This is a genomic window from Rhodothermus profundi, assembly GCF_900142415.1.
GTDB classification, from domain to species: domain Bacteria; phylum Bacteroidota; class Rhodothermia; order Rhodothermales; family Rhodothermaceae; genus Rhodothermus; species Rhodothermus profundi.
This window is the reverse complement of record NZ_FRAU01000006.1, coordinates 83,655-98,609: the sequence shown is the minus strand read 5'-3', so window position 1 is coordinate 98,609 and position 14,955 is coordinate 83,655. Positions and strand designations below refer to the sequence as shown.

Here is a 14,955-nt window from a genome sequence, read left to right as displayed (position 1 = left end):
CGCTCTTTCAAAAGAGAGGTCGTATGGCCGAACGCATCTACACGGCACCACCAGCTACAGGCATACCGGTACGCGGCAAGACATTGCCGGACGTGCTTTACGAAGCGCTGGCGCGCTATAAAAATCCGGCTTTTCTCAATCAGCCAGTGGGACCGGGCCGCTGGGAGCCCATCTCGCTGCATGACTTTGCGGAGCAAGCAGAGGCGCTGGCGTTAGGGCTTCATGCTGTGGGGCTGGAGCGGGGTGCGCACGTAGCGTTCTACATGGAAAGTGATGCGCACTTCTGCCTGGCCGACATGGCCTGCCTGATCGGCGGTTTGGTTGACGTACCGATCTACCTGACGCATGCGCCAGAGGCCATCCATTACGTGATTGAGCACGCCGAGGCGCGGGCGCTTGTCGTTTCTAATCAGGAGCTGCTCGGCCGCATGATCCCGCTGTTGCATGATTTGCCCGGCGTGCAGGCCGTCGTGGTAGCCGATGCTTCTGGCGTAAAGAGGGACCGGGTTGTGGGACGACCGCTATATACATTTACGCAATTGATAGCGGAAGGGCGCCGTCGTCGCGCTGCCGATCCGGAAGCCATTGCGCGGCTGCGGGCTCAAATTCAGCCCGGTGACCTGGCCACGATCATTTATACGAGTGGCACGACGGGACGCCCCAAGGGCGTAATGCTTTCCCATGAAAACATTTCGTTCAATGCGCTGACAGCCTTTAGCGGTATCAAAAACTACCGCTCCGGGCCAGACGGCGAAGTAGCGCTATCCTTTCTGCCACTGACGCACGTTTTTGCACGGACGCTTTTTTACGGCTACCTGTACCACGCCACCAGCGTCTATTTTACAACGCCTGATGCGTTGCGAGAGGCGCTGCAGCAGGTCCGACCGACTGCCTTTGCCACGGTGCCCCGCGCCCTTGAGAAGATCTACGGGGCGCTGGTCGAGCGGGCAGCTACAATGCCGGGGATGAAGGGGCAGATTTTTCGGTGGGCTTTAGAGCTGGCCCGGCGCTACGAGCTGGGGCGCAAGCCGCGGGGGCTCTACCGGTTGCAGCTAGCAGTAGCCGACCGGCTGGTCTATCGCAAGTGGCGCGAGGCGATGGGGGGGCGGATAGCCTTCATTATCGCAGGGGGCGCGGCCCTTTCGGCTGAACTGGCCAATATTTTCGGGGCTGCCCAGATCCCGATTCTGCAAGGCTATGGATTGACCGAGACAAGCCCGGTTATCACGTATAACCGGCTTGAGCTAAATCGGGCGGGTACGGTGGGAGTCCCTATCCCCGGGGTGGAGGTAAAGATCGCGGAAGACGGCGAGATTCTCACGCGCGGCCCGCATGTTATGCAGGGCTACTACAAAGATCCAGAGCGCACGCGGGAGGTCATCGATGAGGAGGGATGGTTCCACACAGGCGATATCGGCTATTTCACCGAAGAAGGCTTTCTGGTCATTACGGATCGCAAGAAGGATCTGTTCAAGCTGTCGACGGGCAAATATGTGATGCCGCAGCCGTTAGAGCAGCGGCTGACGGCCGATCCGCTTATTGATCAGGCGCTTGTGGTGGGACCAGGATACAAGTTTACGGCCGCGCTCATTTTTCCCGATGAAGACGCGCTGCGGCGGTTAGCCGCCCGCTTGGGGCTCAACGCGAACCAGCCGCTCGAGACATTGGTGCGCGAGCCCAAAATTCTGGAGGCCTACCAGCAGATTGTGGATCATGCCAACGAGGGCATGGATCCCTGGGCTACCATCAAACGCTTTCTGCTGGTGCCGGAGCAGCTCTCTATTGCGGGAGGGACGTTGACGCCTACCCTCAAAGTGCGCCGTTCGGTGCTTTACAAGCGCTATGAGGCCCAGATCCGGGCGCTTTATGAAGGCACGACGACTGAGACTGAAACGCATGCAGCGAAAACCTTCGAATCCTGAATAAAAACAACGCAGATGGATCATGGAGACGACTACGGTAACTCCCCAGAACCTGCTGGAGCTGCGGCCCTGGCACTTCCGGCCGTTCCGCAAAGCGGCTGTGCTGGGCGCCGGTACCATGGGCGCGCAAATTGCTGCCCATCTGGCCAATGCCGGTGTTGAAGTGGTGCTGCTTGACATCGCTCCCAGTGAAGGACCCAAAAATGCGATCGTCGAGCAGCAATTCAAGAAAGCACTTAAAATGAAGCCCGACCCGTTCTTCGACGAAGCGGCCAAGCGACGCGTCACGCTGGGGAACTTCGACGAGCATTTTGAGCGGGTGGGTGAGGCTGACTGGATTATCGAAGCGGTGGTCGAACGGCTGGACATCAAACGCCAGGTGATGGCCCGGGTAGAAAGCGTTGCCCGGGAGGACGCAGTCATTTCCACGAATACCAGCGGGCTGCCCATTCGCGAAATTGCCGAAGGACGGTCGGAGGCATTTCGGCGGCGTTTTCTGGGCACGCACTTTTTTAATCCACCGCGCTATTTGAAGCTGCTTGAGCTGATTCCCACGGCCGATACCGATCCGGACGTGCTGGCCCGGGTGGCCTGGTTCGGTCGCTTTTATCTGGGGAAAGGGATCGTTGTGGCGAATGATGTGCCCTACTTCATCGGTAACCGCATCGGAATCTACGGCATGATGCGGGTGATCGCCCTGCTTGAGCAGGGACGCTACACCATTGAAGAAATTGATACGCTTACGGGCACCCTTGTGGGGCGTCCCAAGTCGGCTACTTTTCGCACAGCCGATGTGGTGGGGCTGGATGTGATGCTCGACGTGGCTCGCAACCTGTATGAGAAGGCCACACAGGACGAAAGCCGGGAGGCCTTTCGGCCGCCCAAGGTTCTGGAGATGCTCGTCGAGAAAGGAGCGCTCGGGCAAAAGACCCGGGCAGGCTTCTATAAAAAAGAAGACGGCGTTATCAAGTCCATTAACCCTGCAACAGGGCAGTATGAGCCGCCTCGGCCGCTCGACCTGGGCGATCTCGACCGGATCAAATCCATTCCTGACCTGCGGGAGCGGCTGCGGGCGCTTTTTGCCGATGAGGGACGGGCCGGCGAATTTTTCCGTACAACCACGCTGGACCTCTTAGCCTATGCCGCCCGACGCATCCCGGAAATCACAGATAATCCTGCCAATGTGGATCGCGCCATTCGCTGGGGGTTTGGATGGGAGCTAGGACCCTTCGAGATCTGGGATGCGCTGGGATTTGAGCAGGTGGTAGAAGGCTGCCAGAAGCTGGGCTATGCGCTGCCTGCCTGGGTCGAGGAAATGCCCAAGAAGGGGGCAACTTCTTTCTACCGGCAGGAAAATGGACGCGCGCAGGTCTATCATCCCCTGGAAGGCCGCTATGTAGACGATCCCGTACCAACCGACGAAATCCGGCTGGCTGTAATTAAGGCCGACGCAAAACGTACGCTCTGGCAGAATGCAGAAGCCGCCCTGCTCGACCTGGGGGATGGCGTGGTGCTCTACGAGTTTCGCTCGAAGGCGAATGCGCTGGGCCAATGGGTAATGGAAGGCCTGTTGGAGGTCATTGATCGCGTTGAGAACGATCCGAACATCCGGGGGATGGTTATTGGCAATGAGGGGCGACATTTCTCCGTAGGAGCCAATCTGGGCGAGGCTGTCATGGCCGTAGCCCAGCAGGAGTTCAAGATGCTGGAGACCTTCCTGGAAAAATTCCAGGAGGTCATGCAGCGCATTCGCTACGCTTCCAAGCCAATCGTCGTGGCGGTGCACCAGCGCGCCCTCGGAGGAGGTTGCGAAATGGCGATGGCCTGTCCCTATCCCGTCGCTGCGGCCGAAAGCTATATGGGATTGGTCGAGCTAGGCGTTGGCCTGATTCCTGCCGGTACGGGTACAACGCGGCTTGTGGTGAAAGCGGCCGAACAGGCGCCTCACGGCCATCCCAGTGAGATTCTGCCATGGATTCAGAAGTACTTTGAGACCATTGCCATGGCGCAGGTAGCCACCAGCGCGCGGCAGGCTCAGGCGATGGGCTTTCTACCGCCGCACGCCCGCATTGTCATGCACGAAGACCGCCGGCTCTATGTAGCCAAACAGGAGGTGCTGCGGCTTTCTGAGCAGGGCTACCTGCCGCCTTCCAAACCCACGCGCGTCAAGGTACTGGGCAAGCCCGGCTATGCCGCGCTCATGGTCGGGGTGGACCAGTACCGGAAAGGCGGCTTCATTACCGAATATGATCAGTATCTGGCTTCGAAGCTCGCCTACGTGATGACGGGAGGAGCGCTGACCTATCCCCAGGAAGTTTCGGAGGACTATCTGTTGGCCCTGGAACGCGAGGTCTTCTTGCACTTGCTGGGCCAGCCCAAGACGCAGGAGCGCATCATGCACCTGCTGCAAACCAACAAACCACTGCGTAACTGAACCCTCAAAACCGAAGAAGACAACTGCCATGCAGGCTAACGGAGCCTATATCGTCAGCATTGTGCGCACGGCCGTCGGCAAGGCCGACAAAGGATCGCTGCGCAACGTACGCCCCGAAGAGCTAGGCGCTATTGTCGTGCGCGAAGCCGTTCAGCGGGTAAAAGGGCTGGAGCCCGAGCTAATCGATGACGTCATCATGGGGTGTGCTTTTCCCGAAGGGCCGCAGGGGATGAACATAGGCCGGATTGTTGCGCAAAAAGCCGGCCTGCCCGACAGTGTGCCCGGCGCTACGGTGAACCGCTTCTGCTCTTCGGGACTGCAAACCATTGCTATGGCCACGCAGGCCATCATCGCCGGACACGCCGACGTGATCGTAGCCGGTGGTACCGAATCGATGAGCCAGGTACCTATGACCGGCTTCTTCTTCCAGCCCGATCCGGAGCTGGTGGAGCAGGATATCGACGTATACCTGTCGATGGGATTGACCGCTGAGAACGTGGCCGAACGCTACGGCATTACCCGCGAAGAAGCCGACCGGTTTGCGCTGCGTTCGCATCAGCGGGCCATCGAGGCCATCGATGGAGGTAAATTCGACGAAGAAATTGTGCCCGTTACGGTGCGCGAAGTGGTTTACGAGAACGGCCAGACCCGTACCGTTGAGAAAGATTTCCGCGTGGACGAAGGACCCCGCCGCGACACGAGCCTCGAAGTGCTGGCCACGCTACGGCCGGTCTTCAAGCAAAACGGTACAGTTACGGCCGGCAATGCCTCGCAGAAATCGGATGGAGCGGCCGCAGCCGTGGTGATGAGCGAGCGCATGGTGCAGGAGCTGGGGGTTGAGCCAATGGGACGGCTTATCGGGTTTGCGCTGGCTGGCGCGCCGCCTGAAATCATGGGCATTGGGCCGGTCGAAGCCATCCGTAAGGTGCTCAAGCAGACCGGACTAACGCTTGACGATATCGACCTTATCGAGCTAAATGAAGCATTTGCTGCCCAGGCACTGGCCGTCATTCGCGAAGTGGGGCTTGACGAGGATAAGGTAAACGTAAACGGAGGGGCTATTGCGCTGGGCCACCCGCTTGGCTGTACTGGCGCCAAGTTAACCGCTACGCTGCTCTACGAGCTGCGGCGACGGGGCGGACGTTATGGGCTCTGCACCATGTGCGTAGGCGGCGGCATGGGCGCAGCCGGTATTATCGAAAATCTGCAACGCTAAGGCAGCAACCGCCAACCATACAGGGAGGGGATCATGAACCTGCCGTTCTATCACTTTCTGGAAGCCGTAGGTGCTGGCTGGATCGTTCTGGGCGTGCTCGTGGTAGCGCTGGTCTTAGCCTTTACGGGCGCGCCGCTGGCGCTGTGGACACTGGCAACGGCTCTTGTGCTATATGGCGTAGGAGCTCCCGGATGGCTCTGGGCGGTTTTTGGCGTGCTGGCCGTCATTTTTAACCTGAAACCCCTGCGGCAGACGCTCGTCTCGAAACCGCTCATGAGCCTGATGCGCGCCTCTGGCTTCCTGCCCAAAATCTCGGACACGGAGCGCACGGCTATCGAAGCAGGCACTGTCTGGGTCGAAGGCGAGCTGTTCGCCGGAAAGCCCAACTTCCACCGACTCCTTCGCGAGACGAACTATCCGTCGCTCACTGAAGAAGAGCGGGCCTTCCTGGAGGGGCCCGTCGAGGAACTCTGCCGGATGGTGGATGACTGGGAAGTCTGGCGCCGACGCGACCTGCCCCCGGAAGTATGGCAATTTATCCGGGAAAAAGGTTTCCTGGGCATCATTATTCCGAAAGAGTACGGCGGATTGGGCTTCTCGGCACTGGCTAACAGCGCCATCGTGCAGAAGCTCGCCTCGCGCTGCGGTCCGCTGGCTACCACTGTAATGGTGCCCAACTCGCTGGGGCCAGCAGAGCTGCTCATTCACTATGGAACGCAGGCCCAGCGCGACTATTACCTGCCCCGCCTGGCCCGGGGTGAGGAAATCCCTGCCTTTGCATTGACCGAACCGGGCGCTGGATCTGATGCAGGAGCCATTCAGGCCAGCGGCGTTGTGTTTCGGGGTGAAGACGGGAAGCTATACATTCGCCTGAACTTCCAGAAACGCTACATCACGCTGGCAGCTATCGCCACAGTGCTGGGGCTGGCTTTCAAACTCCGCGATCCCGAAAATCTGCTGGGGAAGGGAGAAGACGTCGGCATTACCTGTGCGCTGATCCCGACCAATACACCGGGGGTGAAGCTGGGCATGCGGCATGATCCGCTGGGCGTGCCCTTCTATAACTGTCCGGTAGAGGGACACGATGTGGTGGTGCCCATCGACGCGATCATTGGAGGGCCGGAGTGGGCCGGCAAAGGTTGGCGTATGCTCATGGAGTCGCTGGCAGCCGGCCGAGGCATTTCGCTGCCCGCCTCGTCGGCAGGAGGGGTGAAGCTGATCTATCGCGTCACTTCGGCTCACGCCAAGGTGCGTCGCCAGTTTGGCCTGCCTATTGGCGTATTTGAAGGCATTGAAGAACCGTTGGCGCGCATCGGAGGCTTTAACTACCTGATCGAAGCCAGCCGCGTCTACACCTGCGGCGGGCTGGATCGGGGGGCCAAACCGGCGGTGGTCTCGGCCATTATGAAATACAACACAACCGAGCTGGCGCGGCAGGCTATCAACGATGGCATGGACATTCTGGGCGGTAATGGAATCTCGCGCGGACCGCGCAACCTGCTGGCCCACGGCTACATCGCCACGCCGATCGGAATTACCGTCGAAGGCGCCAACATCCTGACCCGTACGCTGATGATCTTTGGGCAGGGGGCTATTCGCTGCCACCCCTATGCCTACAAAGAGATCTCGGCGCTGGAGCAGGGCGACGTAAAAGCATTTGATCAGGCCTTCTGGAAGCATGTCGGGCTGGTCATCCGCAATGGAGCCCGCGCCCTGCTGCTGAGCCTGTCGCGCGGGCGCCTGGCACGGACAGGCGTTTCGGGACCGGCAGCTCGCTATGCTCGGAAACTGGCCTGGGCATCGGCCACCTTTGCGTTCCTGGCTGACCTGGCTATGGCCTCCCTGGGAGGTAACCTGAAGCGCAAGGAAAAACTCACCGGGCGGTTTGCCGACATCTTTTCGTGGATGTACCTGGCAGCCGCCACCATGCGACGCTTTGAGGCCGAAGGACGCCGCGAAGAAGATCGGCCGTTCTTCGACTGGGCAATGCAGTATGCGTTTGCCCGTATGCAGCAAGCCTTTGATGGCCTCTTCGACAACCTGCGCATCCCGGGGCTGACCTGGTTCCTGCGCGGACCGGCCGCCTGGTGGTCGCGCCTGAACCGGCTGAGCACGCCGCCCTCGGATGCGCTAGGGCACCGGGTCGTGCAGCGCATGCTGACGCCAGGTGAGCAGCGCGAGCGGATGACGGCGGGTATGTACGTGCCCTCCGATCCCAACGAAGCGCTCGGTCGCCTGGAGCGGGCTTTCCAGTTGGCCTACCAGGAAGACGAGCTACTCAAGAAAGTTTATGCCGCGCTCAAGCGTGGCGAGCTCACCAAAGCGCGGCCGGAGCAGATGGTGCGACAGGCCGTCGAAAAAGGCATCCTCACCGCCGAAGAAGCCCGCATCATTCAGGAAGCCGAAGCCGCCCGCTGGGATGCTATCCAGGTCGATGCCTTCACGCTTGAAGAATACCAGCGCTACTACAATGCGCCACCGGCCGGGATTGAACCCGCCGGAGATGGTAGCCATGAAGCGGTAACAACACCATCGTAGCAACAGCACCCACAACACAAGGGGAATCGGCCAAACAGCCGGTTCCCCTTTTTCCTGTTTAAACTTCGGCGCAACTCCTGCCGGAACGTTGCCTTCCGGTAGGCGTGAGACTGCCCGCCCGGTCTTAATAAGCCGGGCGGTTTTATGTATGGAAGCAGCCTGATCGCCTATGAAGCGCCTGGTCGTTGTCGAGTCGCCTACAAAAGCACGCACTATCCGCAATTTTCTGCCGAAGGATGGCTTTCGCGTTGAGGCAAGCATGGGGCATATTCGTGACCTGCCCGCCTCGGCAGCCGAAGTACCGGAGCAGCTTAAGCAGGAAGAGTGGGCACGCCTGGGCGTGCGTATTGACCACGACTTCGAGCCCCTTTACGTTATTCCGCCAGACAAGCGCAAGGTTGTTCAACAGCTCAAGAAAGCTCTGAAGGAAGCAGACGAGTTGTATATCGCCACCGACGAAGATCGAGAGGGTGAGTCCATCGGCTGGCACCTGGTCGAAGTGCTCAAACCTAAAGTGCCTGTTCGGCGCATGGTCTTTCACGAAATTACGCGAGAGGCGATCGAACAGGCACTGCGCAATCCCCGAGAGATCAACTATAATCTGGTTGAAGCCCAGGAGGCCCGGCGCATCCTGGACCGGCTTGTCGGCTATCTGGTGTCGCCTGTGCTCTGGCGTAAAATTGCACCGCGTCTGTCAGCCGGTCGCGTCCAGAGTGCGGCTGTCAGGCTGCTCGTATTGCGAGAAAAAGAGCGTATCGCCTTTGTTCCGGCCACTTACTGGGATCTGAAAGCACTGCTGGAGCAAGAGGGACAGACGTTCGAGGCTGTGCTGACCCATGTCGGTGGCATTCGGGTGGCCGGTGGTAAGGACTTTGATGAGCATACCGGACAGTTGAGGCCGGGGCTGACGGCTGGGCGCGATGTCGTTTTGCTTGACGAAGCGCAGGCGCGCGCGTTGGCCGAGCGATTGCACGCAGAGGGCTGGAGGGTGGTCGATGTGGAAGAGCGGGTGGTGACGCGCTCGCCCGCGCCGCCCTTTATTACCTCCACGCTGCAGCAGGAAGCCAGTCGAAAGTTAGGACTATCGGCGCGGCAAACGATGCAAATTGCCCAACGCCTCTATGAGCAGGGCTATATCACCTATATGCGTACCGACTCGACCCATCTATCAGAGGAGGCTATCGAAGCCAGCCGTCGCACCATTGCGGAGCGCTATGGCAGCGCATATCTCAGTCCCCGTCCGCGCCAGTATCGAAGCCGCGTCCGCAACGCGCAAGAAGCGCATGAAGCCATTCGGCCTGCTGGACGCGACATGAAAACCGCCGAAGAACTGGGATTAATCGGTGTCGATGCCGCGTTGTATGATCTCATCTGGAAACGGACGGTAGCCTCCCAGATGGCCGATGCGCGGCTGCGCCTGTTGACCGTGCATCTGGAGGCCGGTGATCGGGAACCGGTGGCGCGTTTTCGCGCTTCGGGCCGAACCGTTGAGTTTCCTGGTTTTTTCCGGGCCTATGTGGAGGGGCGTGACGATCCAGAAGCTGCCCTGGAAGATCGGGATCAACCCTTGCCTCCTTTACGGCAGGGAGATCGTCCGCGTTGCCTTCAGCTCATTCCCCAGCGACATGAGACGCGTCCCCCTGCCCGCTATACGGAAGCTACGCTGGTTAAAACACTTGAGCAGGAGGGCATTGGTCGACCCAGCACCTACGCGACCATTATTGACACGATTCTGCAGCGAGGCTACGCGGTGCGGCGCGGCAACCAGCTCGTACCTACATTCATGGCGTTTGCTACCAATAACCTGTTGGAAGCCTATTTTGAAAAGCTCGTCGATCTGGGCTTTACCGCGCAAATGGAAGAAGCGCTTGATGAAATTGCGGCAGGCCGGCAAAAGACAGTGCCTTACTTGCGTCAGTTTTATGAAGGCGAAGAAGGGCTAGAGCGGATGATTGATGAGGCGCTCCGGCGTGTGGATCCACGCGAAGTTTCGACCATCCGCTTTCCGCAGTGGGAGCCCTATGTGGTGCGGGTTGGCCGGTATGGGCCGTACGTTGAAGGACCGCTGGACGGCCAGATCGTGACCGCCTCATTGCCGTCTGATCTGGCGCCTGGCGATCTGACCCGCGAAAAGCTGGAGCAAATCCTTCGAGAAGGCCAGACCGAAGATCGGGTGCTTGGCATTGACCCAGAAACCAGCCTGCCAGTCTTATTAAAGCGAGGACCTTATGGCTACTATGTGCAACTCGGCGATGATGAACGGGCGGGTAAACCCAAGCGGGTAGCTCTGCCACCAGGAATGGAACCGGCGGTGGTGGACCTGGAGAAGGCGCGGGCGTTGTTGCAGCTACCGCGCACGCTGGGGACGCACCCGGAAACCGGTCAGCCGGTGCTGGCAGGCATTGGTCGCTACGGTCCGTACGTGCAGCACGGCCGAACGTTCGCCTCGCTTAAGGATGAGGATGACGTGTTTACGATTGATCTAGAGCGAGCGCTGGAGCTGCTGGCCGAAAAGGAGGCGCGGAGTCGGCCGCTGCGCGTTCTCGGTACCCATCCCGAGACCGGCGAGCCTATAGAGATCTGGGAGGGACGGTATGGTCCTTATGTAAAACACGGGCGCGTCAACGCGTCGTTGCCTGAAGGACGTGCTCCTGAAGCTCTTACATTAGAGGAAGCCTTGGCATTGCTGGAAGAAAAAGCTACGCGTCGTAAAGGACAACGGAAACGCCGCCGTCGGTCACGGTGAATGGTCGGCACTGGCTGTCTGAATCCAGCGTTCAAGCACAGCCTTAAGCTCCTCTTTCTTAAAGGGTTTGGCAATGTAGTCATCCATGCCGGCCTTCAGGCAACGTTCGCGCTCGCCGCGTAGCGCATTGGCCGTCATGGCGATGATCGGGGTGCGGCGGCCCAGCTTTGCTTCGCGGCTTCGGATCTGCGTGGTGGCCTCAAAGCCGTCCATGACAGGCATATGCACGTCCATTAAAATGGCGTCGTAGTCGCCTCGAAGGGCGGCCTCAACAGCCTGCTTGCCGTCGCTCACCACATCGCAGGTATATCCCAACCGCTCCAGGTGATAGAGCGCTACTTTCTGATTGACAGGATTGTCCTCGGCCAACAGGAGATGACCTCGACTGGTTGGCCGCCGAGACAGGGAGGGGGAAGGCGTAGCTGCTTGGGTTTCTAGAGGGGCTTGCGTTTCTGGGGGATGGATGCCGGTGGGACGTGTTTGCTGAAGGACGCTAACCAGTGTGTTAAATAGATAAGACTGACGGGTGGGCTTGGACAGGACAGCCGCAAAGAGTGTTTCGTCCATGGCCCGGTGGTCTTCTCGGGTGAAAAGATAGGAGCTGAGGAGGATCAGGGGAGTAGGAGCGAGGACAGCGTCTTGCTTAATAGCGCGAGCCAGCATAATCCCGTCCATTTCGGGCATCATCATATCCAGAATGGCCAGCTCAAAGGGGTGCCCCTGACGGGCAGCAGCTCGCATTAACTCCAGCGCTTCGGCACCGTCGCGGGCCAGCGTAGGGACCATGTCCCAGCCTGACGTCTGACGCCGGAGGATTTCCCGATTCGCCTCATTGTCGTCCACGATCAGCACATGGACGCCTTTAAGCAGCGCGCGGCGTTCATCGCCATTAAGCCGGGGCGGCGTTGATAAGCGGAAGGGAATACGTACGGTGAACGTAGAGCCTTTTCCCACTTCACTTTCGACTCCGATAGTGCCTCCCATCATTTCAACAAGTTGCTTGGAAATGGCCAGGCCCAGGCCGGTGCCGCCATAGCGCCGGGTTGTCGAGCCATCTAGCTGGGTAAATGGCTGAAAGAGATGAGGAAGACGATCAGGTGGAATGCCAATGCCGGTATCGCGCACGGAGATGCACCAGTAGGCGCGCCGCTCGTCCAGCTTCTCCAGCTCGGCCTCTACGACCACTTCGCCGCGCTCGGTGAACTTGATCGCATTGCCAATCAGGTTCGAGAGCACCTGGCGCAACCGATGGGGGTCTCCCTGCACCTCTAGCGCCTGCTCTTCGATAAAGCAAATCAGTTCGAGCTGTTTGGCTGCTGCTCGGGGGGCAAATAGGGTAATGACGTCTTCAATGGTTTCTTGCAGGTTAAAGTCGATGTTTTCCAGTTCGAGCCGTCCGGCCTCAATTTTTGAAAAGTCCAGAATATCATTTAAAATAGTGAGCAAGGTCTCGCCGCTTCGATGAATGATCTCCACGCATTCGCGTTGTTCCTGGGTCAGGTCCATTTCAAGCAGGAGTTCGGTCATGCCCAGCACGCCATTCATAGGCGTGCGAATTTCATGACTCATGTTGGCCAGAAACTCGCTTTTGAGGCGACTGGCTCGGACCAGCTCTTCGTTGGCGCGTTCCAGTTCTTCTTTGGTCTGGCGCAGGTCTTCTAAGGCAGTTTCCAGTTGGCGTTTTTGCACCTGCAGTTCTGCGGTGCGCTGCTGCACAAGCGCTTCAAGGCGTTCCTTTTGCTTTTCAATACGATAGACCCGGTAGCGATGAATGCCTCCTACCAGTAACCCCAGCAAAGTGGTTAGCAGGGCAGCAAACCAGGCTGTCTGCCAGAAAGGTGGCGTGATCTCAAAGCGAGCTGTTACTGGTTGGGACCAATCTGAGGTGGGTTTACGAGCCTGAATTTCTAAGACATAAAAACCTGCCGACAGGTTGGGTAAATGAATGGTGGGAGATTCCAGCGGCCGCCACGCTGCTTCGTTGTTGAGAGGGCGACGTAGCCAGGAGCGATTGCGTTGAATGGTCAGGTTCCAGTCGGGATCGACCGTGCGCAGCCGATAGCGCAACTGAATCTGCTGCGTGCCAAAAAAAGAAAGCAGTGCAACGCGGGCGGTCAATGTGTTGCGTTTATGGGAGACCTGAATCACCGAATCCGGGCTGACGTGCCTGCTGCCCAGTTGCAGCCTATGAATGCGAATGCGAGGGGGGCGGCTGTTCCATAAGTCTTCGCGTGGGTTGTAATGGCTCAGCCCGTCCATGGTGCCGAACCAGAGCGTTCCATCTACATCGGCAAAGAAGCTGCCCGAGTTCGATTCGTAGCTGGCATAGCCTTCCAGCGGGCTGTAGTTCACGAAGCGCTTACCGTCGAAGCGATCGACGCCGCGCGCCGTTCCAATCCATATGTTGTTGTGATGATCGACGCCGATCGAATAGACCGCATCGTTGTGCAGCCCGTCGGCTGTGGTGTAGGTGCGGAAGCGATGCTGCTCGGGATCATAGACCGTAATACCGAGCGCAGCGTGGTACCCGAACCAGATTCGTCCCAGAAGATCTTCAGCCAGGAAATACGGGTTGTTGCCGGCAAGGCCATCGCTGGTGGTAAAAGTGCGCCAGCGATGACCGTCCCAGCGCGACAGTCCGGCATCTCCAGAAATCCATATGTGGCCCCGTCGATCGACCAGCAACCGCGCATCGGTAAACGTTTGCCCGGGTACGGTTACTTCCACGAACTGCTTCCCGGTTTGGCGGAAGACGCCTAAATTTTGAGCGGCCACCCAGATGCGCCCCTGGTGGTCTTCCACGATGGACATGACGCTGGCTTCATAGGGAAAGCCGGGAACGCGTTGAAAACGGCCTCGCTCGTAGAGGGCCAGGCCGTAGAGCGTGCCAATCCAGAGTCGTCCCTGGCTATCTAAGAAAAGGGACCGTACATATTCGCTGGGAAGGCCGTCTTTTTCGGTGTAGACCACCCACCGGCGTCCATCGAAGCGATTCAGGCCCCGCCGCGTCCCCACCCAGAGGTATCCTTGCTGATCCCGAACGATGGGGCGTACAATGTTGTCGGCCAGTCCGTCTTGTACCGTGTAGTTTGTGAACGCCCGTCCGCGGAATTGCGCCATGCCTTTCAGGGTGCCCAGCCAGAGCATGCCCTCGCGGTCGACCAGCAGGGCATTGACAATAGAGGTAGGCAGCCCATTGGCTTCGGTGAGCCAGCGGACGCCGGCGGCGTCGATGCGGCCCAGTCCTTCCAGTGTTGCTACCCAGACCACGCCCAGCGAATCCACCGCCAGGTCACGAGCCGGCAAACCGAGCACACCGTTTTGCTCCGTGTAGTGAGCAACCGGGCGGCCGTCGGCCAGCACAACCAGCGCGTCGGCGGTTGACACCCAGAGCCGTCCCTCTAGATCCTCCAGCAGGCGATAAACGGGTTGCCCGGCAAAAGGCGAGACGGACGTCCACCGAGGAGGAGCCCAGCGATACAGACCGCGTTGCGTGGCGACGTAAAGCTGTCTTTTGCGGTCCACCAGAAAGTCAAAAATAGGCTGCTGGCCCAGTTCTTCTACGGGGTGAATCTGGTTATCCTTTAAATAAGCAAGTCCCCGGGGCGTGCCAATCCAGACGGTGCCGTCGAGGGTAACGATCAGAGCCCGCACGTCTGGAGAAGGAAGGCCTTTAGAGGCGCCAAAATTAGCAAAATAACCGGTAGGGTCGCGGCGGGTGAGGCCATTGCGCGTGCCGATCCAGAGCGCCCCATCCGGTCCTTCGGCCAGTGCCCAGATGAAGTCGCCAATGAGGCCATCTCGGATGCCAAACGACTCAAAACCAAACCCGTCGAAGCGATTAAGGCCAGATTGCGTGCCAATCCATACGTACCCTTCGCGATCCTGCAGGAGTGCCTGAACCACCAGCTGCGAAAGCCCATGCTCGCCCGTGTAGACATGAAAATAATGGCGCTGGCCGATGGCCGGCAGAGCAATAAATGCACCCAGTACCGCCCGGACCAGCAAACGAAAAAGCGGTCGCATGCGAACCTCTAGGATGGCTTTTGTCAAAGGGCACCCTTGGTGGTGCGGACAGACAAAAGCCATTCCAGTTTGA

General features: G+C 59.1%; 6 protein-coding genes. 5 read left to right on the top strand and 1 reads right to left on the bottom strand.

Annotated features, from left to right (window positions below; genetic code table 11):
* Positions 1-23 precede the first annotated feature (23 nt).
* From BUA15_RS09755 to topA, 5 genes are all read left to right on the top strand, one after another.
* Positions 24-1,922, top strand: coding sequence for an AMP-dependent synthetase/ligase (locus tag BUA15_RS09755; protein WP_072715808.1), 1,899 nt, complete (start codon positions 24-26; stop codon positions 1,920-1,922).
* 22 nt (positions 1,923-1,944) lie between these two features.
* Positions 1,945-4,356, top strand: a complete 2,412-nt coding sequence (locus tag BUA15_RS09750; RefSeq protein WP_072715807.1) for a 3-hydroxyacyl-CoA dehydrogenase/enoyl-CoA hydratase family protein — start codon at positions 1,945-1,947, stop codon at positions 4,354-4,356.
* A gap of 28 nt (positions 4,357-4,384) precedes the next feature.
* The gene (locus BUA15_RS09745) at positions 4,385-5,572 is read left to right on the top strand and encodes a thiolase family protein (RefSeq protein WP_072715806.1); all 1,188 of its coding nucleotides are present in this window, start codon (positions 4,385-4,387) and stop codon (positions 5,570-5,572) included.
* A 33-nt stretch (positions 5,573-5,605) separates the two neighbouring features.
* Entirely contained in the window at positions 5,606-8,110 is a 2,505-nt protein-coding gene (locus BUA15_RS09740) for an acyl-CoA dehydrogenase (RefSeq protein WP_072715805.1), read from the top strand.
* A gap of 169 nt (positions 8,111-8,279) precedes the next feature.
* Entirely contained in the window at positions 8,280-10,856 is a 2,577-nt protein-coding gene (gene topA / locus BUA15_RS09735) for a type I DNA topoisomerase (protein ID WP_072715804.1), read from the top strand.
* Here the strand turns inward: topA and BUA15_RS09730 are convergent.
* A complete protein-coding gene (locus tag BUA15_RS09730) occupies positions 10,848-14,882 on the bottom strand; it encodes a hybrid sensor histidine kinase/response regulator (protein ID WP_072715896.1) in 4,035 nt (1,344 codons plus the stop codon). The genes topA and BUA15_RS09730 overlap by 9 nt on opposite strands.
* Between the last annotated feature and the right edge of the window lie 73 nt (positions 14,883-14,955).